Origin of the sequence: Mycobacterium uberis (assembly GCF_003408705.1) — a bacterium.
Classification (GTDB): Bacteria; Actinomycetota; Actinomycetes; order Mycobacteriales; family Mycobacteriaceae; genus Mycobacterium; species Mycobacterium uberis.
The window spans coordinates 1-10,234 of record NZ_QAYL01000054.1 but is presented as its reverse complement, the minus strand read 5'-3'; the positions used below and the strand labels follow the sequence as shown (position 1 = coordinate 10,234).

General features: G+C 54.6%; 4 protein-coding genes and 4 pseudogenes. 2 read left to right on the top strand and 6 right to left on the bottom strand.

The window, feature by feature from the left end:
* Positions 1-741: 741 nt before the first annotated feature.
* The 3 genes and pseudogenes from MUBE_RS18745 to MUBE_RS14960 form a co-directional block, all read right to left on the bottom strand.
* Positions 742-846 carry an SDR family oxidoreductase gene (locus tag MUBE_RS18745; RefSeq protein WP_243633105.1) on the bottom strand — a complete coding sequence of 35 codons (105 nt, stop codon included), beginning with the start codon at positions 844-846 and terminating at the stop codon, positions 742-744.
* Positions 847-1,410: 564 nt separating this feature from the next.
* A pseudogene (locus tag MUBE_RS20675) lies at positions 1,411-1,785 on the bottom strand (encapsulin).
* Between the two features lie 106 nt (positions 1,786-1,891).
* Positions 1,892-2,869, bottom strand: a pseudogene (locus MUBE_RS14960) (Dyp-type peroxidase).
* Between the two features lie 28 nt (positions 2,870-2,897).
* On the opposite strand from MUBE_RS14960, the gene MUBE_RS14955 reads away from it, so the two are divergent.
* Positions 2,898-4,175, top strand: coding sequence for a M18 family aminopeptidase (locus MUBE_RS14955; RefSeq protein WP_116541130.1), 1,278 nt, complete (start codon positions 2,898-2,900; stop codon positions 4,173-4,175).
* A gap of 112 nt (positions 4,176-4,287) precedes the next feature.
* Here MUBE_RS14955 and MUBE_RS19585 read toward each other — a convergent pair.
* Positions 4,288-4,872: pseudogene (locus tag MUBE_RS19585) on the bottom strand (GNAT family N-acetyltransferase); the annotation flags it as partial.
* Between the two features lie 165 nt (positions 4,873-5,037).
* Between MUBE_RS19585 and purL the strand changes: the two are divergent.
* Positions 5,038-7,302, top strand: coding sequence for a phosphoribosylformylglycinamidine synthase subunit PurL (gene purL / locus MUBE_RS14945; protein ID WP_116541129.1), 2,265 nt, complete (start codon positions 5,038-5,040; stop codon positions 7,300-7,302).
* Positions 7,303-7,613: 311 nt separating this feature from the next.
* Here the strand turns inward: purL and MUBE_RS19195 are convergent, their stop codons facing one another.
* Together MUBE_RS19195 and MUBE_RS14935 are read right to left on the bottom strand one after the other, a co-directional pair.
* Entirely contained in the window at positions 7,614-7,838 is a 225-nt protein-coding gene (locus MUBE_RS19195) for a hypothetical protein (RefSeq protein WP_165849910.1), read from the bottom strand.
* Positions 7,839-8,296: 458 nt separating this feature from the next.
* Positions 8,297-9,826, bottom strand: a pseudogene (locus MUBE_RS14935) (sugar phosphotransferase).
* Positions 9,827-10,234: the final 408 nt, after the last annotated feature.

The window sequence follows — 10,234 nt, the reverse complement described above, 5'->3', positions numbered from 1 at the left end:
CACGAAGTCGAAGAATCATGCGATGACCTCATACACCACATCCCTGGACTGGACCTAAATTGGTTGCTTTGCGACCCGGGTTGGTCATAGTACAGAGCTTGGCTTTTAATGGGTGACCCGTGGCGTTGCTGTGGCACCGAGCCAACTTGGTCTTGTCGAGCCCGATCGCGGCCTACCGCACTGCGGGCTAGCTGGTTCGTCCCTAGACTCGGCACAAAAGCGGTACCGATGAACGTTTAGAACTTCCAGCAAGACCACGTCGTCGCGGCAATGTCTCACCTTAACAGCAACGTAGGCGACTGTCTCACCCGTCCGTGGTCATCGTTTCAGGGGACTGATGAGTCCCCTGTTCCTAATGTAGTGTGTCGAGGACACCTCAACTAGCACGTGGCAACGGTCCCGGTTGGCTCAGTGATCGACTTGTATCACATCGTGCTGTTGGCGTAACTAGCATCGGAGGAACTGAGGAAAATCACGGCTCTGGCGATGTCACTGGTCTCTGTTGACCGGCCTAATGTGGTAGTGGTAGCTATCCTTATTTAGTGCGCTTGGCAGTAAAGTGATTTCTGGTGTTTCAGTTAGTCCGACGCCGAGCTTATCTGCCAATACGCAGGTGAGCTATTCCAACTCAGCTTTGGTCGCTCCATGGATTTCGGTTCCACTCGTAGGTGCCGGGGGTAGTGACATTTACTACGGCGCTGTCATCATGCGATCATCGCAGGTACCAATTGTTGAACCAAGCTATACGGTGCCCGCAACGTTGACGTGTTCGTCGAAAGTTGTGTTGTCGGTGTCTGCAGTCCTGACAAATTTGTAGATGCCGGCGTTGTTGATCAAGATATTCACTGGACCTGTCTCGGCAGCCCACTGGAGGACTTTGTCGAGATTGATGAGACTGACAGCGATGACATGTGCTTTTTCATCGGCATTTTCTGGATCGCATGAATGCTCTTGTCCCCGCGCTCGTCACTCCGGCCGTGTATGGTAATCGTGATACTGTGGTCCGCGAGTTGTAGCGCTATTTTGCGCCTGCTTCCAGACGTGGCATCGGTAGATCAATGCGGTGTAGCCGGCTAGTTAAACTGCCATCAAAACCCTGCCTCGGAAAGAAGAAATTCATTGAGTATATTCCTCAAAACGTGGGCAGGCCAGCGTTTATTCCCGCTATGGGCTTAACGCGACCGACATCTCGGCAGTGTGGCAGAGAAAAAGGCAGTTTCTCCTGGAGAATAGAGCTGTGCAGTGTTGATATCATGGCTGGTGTACCCGATCGCGACATCGATTCTCAGCTGCAGGTTAAAATTGCCACCGTGGGTGGTCAAACACGAATGCACTATAGATAATGGAAGCCCAGATGGTGTCACTGTCGACCAGTTGGTTCAGATCCTCGCGGATAGGTATAGCCATGATTTAGATGTCTCGTTGGCCTTGGTATAGACCTGAGCGGACAACAGCCCTGAATAGGGGACCGTCAACCCCTGCCAACCGGAGTTTGGGCAGCGCCTGCAAGATAGCATTGCGAATGTCCTGCGCATCAACTGGTAATGTCAGCGGCGGGTTCAAGCCGGCACTGCGGATGCCCTCGATTGGTGCCGTATCGTAGCCCTTGAAAAGGTGCGGTTCTCCGCGAACGTTAGCTTCTTAGTGACATTCCCAATTCGAGTTCTGTGAACCGCGCTCGACGTCGTCAATCGTGTCGCGGTATAAGGTGATCGGAACCCGCAACTGGACAGGGGGTTTGCTTGTCCGTATGTGAGCTACGATGTCATCAGTCGGTTTTTGCACGTCGATCAGCTGACCTGTGCTGACCGCCACGGTAATGATCCGCCTAGTTCGGGGACGTCGACCATTCGGTGTCCGGCGATATGGCGTTTGAATGTGCGCGGTTCTTTCACTTCGATTTCTGCCTAAGCGGCTTAGGTAACCGGTGCCAGATTGCGGTAGAGTTTGTTAATTGCCGTGCTCCTTCCAGGTCGCCGATCGAAAGTAAGTCGTTCTCAGAAGCAGGCGTGAGTTGTGCTGTCACCAGCGGCGGTGGATTGTCGAGGAAGCCGACATTGGGGGGGGGGACAGTCCTCCGGTCAGTGCGGTGGAAAAATCTAGAATGCGGTTAGTGTTGCCAGGTAGATAACCGAGGAACATGTCGTTTCGCGCAATCTTTAGCTCGGTGCAGTCATCGTCTTCGATTATGTTCAGTGTAGTGTGAGAATTCGATGGCTTATACGTCATAGCCGAGCTAGATGTTTTCCAGTTTGGTGCAACCAATCATCCGTTCCTGCTTGGTGGCTTACAAGGATTCCCACGACCGCATGTCGTGCATGTACTTAGCATGAATCGGTGAAGTCGGGATCTTCGTCACCGATTGCGCTGGCGATGGTAACGATTGCATCGTAACGGTGTTCAGTGCTGTCAACGAAGCCCAGCAGGTCGCGGTTATCGAAGAACTGAAAGCCATGTATCTCGTCGAAAACGGTGAATGCTCCTGGCATCGACTTAAGGACGCGACCGGCCAATTTTAAGCACAAGTCCATCGTCTCGGCTCGAATGTGAAACAACAGAACGCCGGGCGTAACCGGGGCGGGGTCCCCGGTCAGTTCGACAAACGGATGTAGTTCGGCGTGCCTAGGGCAGCTAAACAGTCCATCGTAGGTGTTGGACTCGATTGAGGTCACCAGCAACAAGTGTTTGGCGGGGTTGCGGAAGCCGATTGCGCGCACTGAGCCTGGACAGCTCAGGCAGCGTGTCATGGCACAGTTGCCTCGCCGCCAACGTTGATGGTGATTACAAGGAATATCGCGGCAGGCGTCAACGGCGTGAGTATGAGTTGTTGTTGCCCTGGAGGCACTTTGCCCACTCTAGCCTCGACCATGTCGTTATTTACAGCCATGATGTTGGGCATGTCGGCCACTGCTGCAGGCCTCTGCGAATTCATCGACGCTTCTCCGTCGCCTTTTCATGTCTGCGCTACCGTGGCCGGTCGACTGCTCGACGCCGGTTACACCGAACTCAGCGAGGCAGAGCGTTGGCCTGACCAACCGGGCCGATACTTTACCGTTCGCGCTGGCTCTCTGGTCGCTTGGAGTGCGGGGCACGGCGTCAAGGGACACGCTCCGTTTCGGATCGTAGGTGCGCATACTGACAGCCCGAACTTGCGGGTTAAGCAGCATTCGGACCGGCTAGTCGCCGGCTGGCAAGTGGTCGCACTGCAGCCCTATGGGGGAGCCTGGCTGAACTCCTGGTTGGACCGCGATCTAGGTGTCAGTGGCCGGTTGTCTGTGCACTCGGCGAGTAAAGGCGATGGGATTACCGACCGGCTCGTCCGGATAGATGATCCGATTCTGCGGGTGCCACAACTGGCAATCCATCTCGCTGAGGACCGCAAATCGCTTACTTTGGATCCGCAACGCCACGTAAACGCAGTATGGGGTGTAGGCGACAAAGCGGGAGCATTCTTAGATTACGTCGCCGAGCGCGCCGGAGTGGCCGCGGCCGACGTGTTGGCCGCTGACCTTATGACTCATGATCTGGTACCGTCGGCGGTGATTGGTGCCGATGCCAGCTTATTAAGCGCACCTCGGTTGGACAACCAGGCCAGCTGCTATGCGGGCATGGAGGGGTTACTGGCAGCCGAGCCGTGTGGGTTTCTACCTGTGCTGGTGCTCTTCGACCACGAGGAGGTTGGTTCGGCCTCCGATCGTGGTGCGCAGTCAAACCTGCTGAGCACCGTGCTGGAACGTATCGTGCTCGCGGCAGGTGGCGGTCGGGATGACTACCTGCGGCGGTTGCCTGCTTCGTTGTTGGCCTCAGCTGATATGGCACATGCCACGCATCCGAATTACCCAGAGCGTCATGAGCCCAACCATTTCATCGAGGTTGACGCGGGGCCGGTGCTCAAGGTGCACCCGAATCTGCGATATGCTACTGATGCGCACACGGCGGCGTTTGAGTTGGCTTGTCAGCAAGCTGGGGTCGGATTGCAGCGTTACGAGCACCGGGCCGATCTGCCGTGTGGTTCGACGATCGGGCCGCTAGTTTCAGCTCGGACCGGTATTCCCACTGTCGATGTTGGTGCTGCTCAACTGGCGATGCACTCAGCGCGGGAATTAATGGGTGCTAACGCCGTGGCCGCGTACTCCGCTGCGCTGCAGGCGTTTCTTTCCGCTGAACTGTTCTAAAGGCTATGGGGCCTGCTGTATGGTGTGCAACGTGGCGATGGTCCGCCGGTTGGCGCGGTGCTCGAACGTGCAGCTGGCCGCATGTTCGCCGACAGTGGGTCACTACCTGCAAGCCAAAGAGCGCTCGACAGCTATCGAAGCCTTGCACCTGTATCTCGACGTTGTGATGCCGCTGCCCATCGTCGCGGGTCAGCCGGAACCGCAGCTGCTCGGCCAGGGTTCTCTCGTGTGCCATGCGGTCCACGCCGTTGTTTTGGTAGCCGTTACGACGCGAGATTACAATCGAGGCTGGGTTATCGACGGACGACGCTAAAGTCGTCATCTCTGCACTGAGCTCAGAAAACGCAAAATGCATTGCGGGATCCTATATTTGGTAGCTGTATCCGTGGCCTTGGTGGGGTAGTCCGAACCACAATCCGGACTGTACTCCGCGAGTGATTGGGAAGTCCTTCGCGTTGCGGTCCTGGATACCGACCGCTTTCTCGTCGATGACGACGGTGAGCGACAGAGTTCAGCAATTTTGTTTGAATCCGACCAGTTCCTGCCAAAGGTCTGGGAGGCAATTGAACGGTAGTTTCTCGCGAGGTGCTCGCGTCCAGGGAACTGAAAATGGCCTCAGGTTAGGATTATGCATTCCCTCCAGAATGGTCTCGATCAGCTGGTCACGCAGCTCTTCGGTAGGTAGCCGCCGTTGCAATCACGTGGTGGTGACCCACAGGTCGAACAATGGCGAGTAACGAGACATTGCCCCATTACCTTGAGTCGCGCTGGGCGGTGTCATCTGGTTGTTACTGCGGGTCTGGTCCGCCAGCCGACAGGTGTGAAATTTTAGACTGTCTGCGTGACGAGCACGCGCACCCATGTGATTGACACCGTTAAACATGCCGCCGCCACCCCTAATCAGCCGCAACCGTTTGCTGAGCTAGGCCTCAAAGATGACGAGTACCAGCGAGTTCGTGAAATTCTGGGCCGGCGGCCCACGGACACCGAGCTGGCGATGTATTCGGTGATGTGGAGTGAGCACTGTTCGTATAAATCGTCCAAAGTGCACCTGCGCTACTTTGGTGAAACCACCACCGAGGAGATGCGTGCCGGAATGTTGGCCGGCATCGGTGAAAACGCCGGTGTAGTCGACGTCGGTGATGGTTGGGCCGTCACTTTCAAGGTGGAATCGCACAACCACCCTTCCTATGTTGAGCCATACCAGGGGGCCGCGACCGGCGTCGGCGGTATTGTGCGGGACGTCATGGCGATGGGCGCGCGACCCGTCGCCGTGATGGATCAGCTTCGGTTCGGTGCTGCCGATGTGCCTGACACTCGCCGCGTGCTGGACGGTGTAGTCCGTGGTATCGGCGGCTACGGCAACTCACTGGGTTTGCCTAACATCGGCGGTGAGACCGTCTTCGACGCGTGCTACGCCGGTAATCCGTTGGTGAATGCGTTGTGTGTCGGCGTATTACGCCAGGAGGACCTGCATTTGGCGTTTGCCTCGGGTGCGGGTAACAAGATCATTCTGTTCGGCGCGCGCACCGGGCTGGACGGTATCGGCGGGGTCTCTGTGCTGGCGTCAGACACCTTCGATGCCGAAGAGTCGCGTAAGAAACTCCCGTCGATTCAGGTGGGCGATCCCTTCATGGAGAAGGTGCTAATCGAATGCTGTCTGGAGTTATATGCGAGCAGACTAGTGATTGGTATCCAAGACTTAGGTGGTGCAGGATTGTCTTGTGCTACTTCGGAATTGATATCGACTGGAGATGGCGGAATGGCGATTCAACTCGACACCGTACCGCTCCGGGCGAAGGATATGACGCCCGCCGAGGTGCTCTGCAGCGAGTCGCAGGAGCGCATGTGCGCGGTGGTTGCACCGGAGGACGTGGATGCTTTTCTGGCGATTTGCCGCAAATGGGAGGTGCTGGCTACGGTTATTGGTGAGGTCACTGACGGTGATCGGCTGCGGATCACCTGGCACGGTGAGACGGTTGTCGATGTGCCGCCGCGCACTGTGGCCCACGGAGGACCTGTGTATAAGCGACCCATTGCCCGCCCCGAATCACAGGATGCCTTGAATGCAGATTCCTCAAAAAGATTGCCGCGACCGGTTACCGGAGAAGAGCTGCGTGCGACTTTGCTAGCGCTGCTAGATAGCCCGCATTTGTGCAGCCGGGCTTTCATCACCGAGCAGTACGACCGGTACGTGCGCGGCAATACCGTTCTGGCTCAGTACGCCGACGGCAGCGTGTTACGTATCGATGAGTCTACCGGCCGCGGTATCGCGTTGTCGACCGATGCGTCTGGACGCTATACCCGACTGGATCCCTACGCTGGTGCCCAACTGGCGCTAGCCGAGGCGTACCGCAACGTGGCCGTAACTGGTGCCACTCCGGTCGCGGTGACCAACTGCCTCAACTTCGGTTCACCAGAAGATCCGGGAGTGATGTGGCAGTTCGAACAGGCCGTGAGAGGGCTGGCCGATGGTTGTGCGGCCCTTGGGATTCCGGTGACTGGCGGCAACGTCAGCTTCTACAACCAAACCGGAGCGGCGGCGATCTTGCCCACGCCGGTAGTCGGAGTGCTCGGCATCCTGGATAATGTGGCGAGATGTCTCCACACTTCCTTAGGCACTAAACCGGGGGAGACTCTGATGCTTCTGGGCGACACCAACGACGAGTTCGACGGATCGGTCTGGGCGCAAGTGACCGCCGACCACCTGGGTGGAATGCCGCCCACGGTGGACCTGGCGCGCGAAAAACTGCTGGCCGAGGTGCTGAGTTCGGCGTCGTGCGACGGGATGGTATCGGCGGCGCACGACCTGTCTGAAGGCGGCCTTGCCCAGGCGATCGTGGAATCGGCGTTGGCCGGTGAAACCGGTTGTTGCATTGTGCTTCCCGAAGATATCGATCCGTTCGTGATGCTCTTTTCCGAATCAGCAGGTCGGGTGTTGGTTGCTGTGTCACGTTCCGAGGAGAGCCGGTTTCGGTCGATGTGCGAGACGCGGGGCTTGCCAGCTATTCGTATCGGCGTGGTCGATCAGGGTTCGGACTCAATAGAGGTTCAGGATCAATTCACCGTGTCTCTGGCCGAACTGCGTGCGACGTCCGAGGCGGTGCTGCCGCGATTCTTCGGGTAAATGGGCTTCGAAAATCGAGGCTAGTCTTGTGGAACGTCTCATATGTGCACGTAGTTTTTCCTTGGAGAGGTTACACCGAATGTTTTTATGTAAAGCCAATTGAATCATAGGAGGGGTCGGCATCTCCGACACACAGACTCAGGACCACGGAGCATCCACGGCCGGATTATGTCCTTCTGCATATCAGCGACACACATCTGATTTCGGATAGCTGTTTCTACGGGTCGATCGACATTGACGGCTGACTCGGCGAGCTGCTTCAGCAGATGCAGTACTTCGGATTGCGTTCCTACACAATAATTTAACCAGTTTTACTGGCTATTTGTGTCGATCAGGGTGAACCAGAGGGATGCTGAAAGCTTCGGGATCTGGCTGAGCTGTTTGCTGTTGAGCTGGATGGCCAATTCTTCCGGGTAATGGGCAACCTCGATAATGCGAGTAGCATTACGCATGTTGTTGCCGTGGAGACGCTTTCCATGGCGCCGTTGGACCGCATGTACAGGGTTGATGGCTTGGATACGTAGGTGTCGGGACATCGCGATGGCGAAATCATTGTGTAGCAATTAGATTAGTTTATCGAAGAGTCGGCGACCTCAGCTCCAGACGGCACTATCTTGGCGTTACACCAGCCGCTGATTTCGAGTGTCTTCGACATGGCCGTCAAGGTGGAAGTATGTGATCAGGCTTCGCTCTTGTGCAGGTGCTCAAGAATAGCGATGTTCGTTCCGTATTGGTCGGGCACCTGCACTACTTGGTTAATGCCACCTTCGCCGGAATTCCGGTGTCAGTCGCTTCGGCTACCTGTTACACTCAAAACCCCACAGCTGTCATCGGGGGAACGTACGGTCGAGATGGTGTCTAGGATTGTAACTTTGTGCACGTCTACCAAGATGCATGGGATGCACTCGGTGACTCCATTTGGTATAGGGACAATTATAGTCACTTTTACTATTTCCCGTCTAGGAACGATGTAAAATTGCCTAAAGCAGTCTGTCTATCCAGCCGTCTGGGCGGGACTTTCTGCTTGTCCATCATCCAATAGTGCTAACATCGTCGGTGACGCAACGTCCTGGCGATTAACGTACATCTTGGGGACTTCGAGACCCTATCATCATTGATGTAGAAAAATTCGTAGTTGCGACTTTTCCGCAACTCATGAAGTAAGTTGAGACTTGCGTACGTGGTGGTATCCTCATACAGGACTTTGTTGACGGCTTGTCCAGCTATTAGCGCATAGTAGTGGTATAGATAATTGGTAGCCGAGATATCGGTGCTGAATCAGAATACACTTTCCTGAGTCTGAGTAAGTTCATCCGGAAATTCCTGTTTTGTCTCGATCAGCACGCTCTTGTACAGCGGGATCACAGTGTGTTCCAGATGGTGTGTGACCAGTTGTACGAATCGCTGTAGGAGGGGCTGACGGTTAACCCGGGTCGCGTTCTCAAAATCACTGCGTGTCGGATCTTGAGTACCTAGTCTGATACGGATCTTGGCCTCAATAAACCTGTTTACCGCACTTGGGTAGAAGAACATTCTTGCTTTGAGCATGCGACTGAAAAATGTCGTCATTAGAGTACAGGAAATGCTTGTTGAGATTGGGGATGTGTACGCCGCGTGCAGGTTGGAGGTAGGCAACGCCGACCAGTCTGAAACGTGCTCCTCCGTGGGTACAATCATGATCATCGGGTGTTCGGCCAGTCATGCCAGCGGGATTGATTCCGTCGCTATGAAGATGCACTGGATCTACGGAGCAAACATATTCGTCGACCGCAAGGAATATTCAACTCGTCAATCTGTAAAATCCGTGCTTCGGCGTCGTCGCTTTCGCCTACTACTACGTGGTGCGACATGTGAGCCGTCTGACATGCTCAAAATTCTGGATCGCTACTAGCAACCCACGAGAACACCAGATCGATGTCAAACGCGACATTACTCGCGTGCGGTGTGAGCATTCCTTCACTAGTTTGCCATTTGTGACTCATAGAACTTAACGGTGGCCTGTGTTATTTCTTTGCGTGGCAGCACCTTGCGGGTCAGGAAGTTTTTCAACGGGCAATGGATCAGAGTCTCCTAGAAGGTTCAGAACTGGAGTTCGATACTGAAATTTCGGACTGGACCAAAATCCTACTGGCACAATCTGTCATCGATACAACTGCACGATACATGGATCGATCGATTACGACAACTGACCTTTGGCCATCAACACGGGAAAAATCCCGCGCTCATCAACTGTTTTAGCGTACATAGGTTAACTGACACACGTGGTGACGAGGGTGCGTTCGACTACGAGGCACAATTCCGTGTTAATAGCAAGAACTGGCTGGTTTTGTGGTTGAGGATAAGTAGAAAAAGAATATTAACCCGGCTCAAAAGCCTTTCACAGAAATATCAGATCTTCGATCTTTGCTTCGCCCGGAGTCAAACTGAACTGGAAGTAAACAACTTTTCCCTGTCGGGTAACAATGATGGGATCGAGAGCGCGTCGTATAGGCCAATCGTCTTCGTGTGACACAATCTTGCTCATCGAAACACCACTTTAATGAGCTTGATGCGATAGTCTAGCCACGGTATCGAAAGAATCGCACAGACCATGCATCGGCGCAGGACTAGAAAGTCTGAACGCTGGCAGGTAACGCAGGCCCACAACCTATATGTTACAGGTTGATCGACATTTTTTGCAAGACAACAGAGTGAGTAATCTATCCTTAACTGCAAGCAATCTTTCTGTCGCAACTGTGCTACGTCAAATTCAGTTACGAGTGGGATAATTCCTACTTCATTACACTTAGTTTAGTGTAGGGGGACTGTGGTTTTTTGGTTTTAGTTGGGTTCTTAGCTTGAGGTCTGGGTTATGGCCTATTGTTTGCGGGTGTAGAGGGATCTAGTTCCATATCTTGATAAAGCGCTTGTTGGATAGTCGTTCTCGTAGAGT

Excerpts from the sequence above, each read along its gene's own strand:
- MUBE_RS14955 (WP_116541130.1), top strand. The coding sequence starts at position 2,898 with ATGTCGGCCACTGCTGCAGGCCTCTGCGAATTCATCGACGCTTCTCCG.
- MUBE_RS19195 (WP_165849910.1), bottom strand. The coding sequence starts at position 7,838 with ATGTCCCGACACCTACGTATCCAAGCCATCAACCCTGTACATGCGGTC.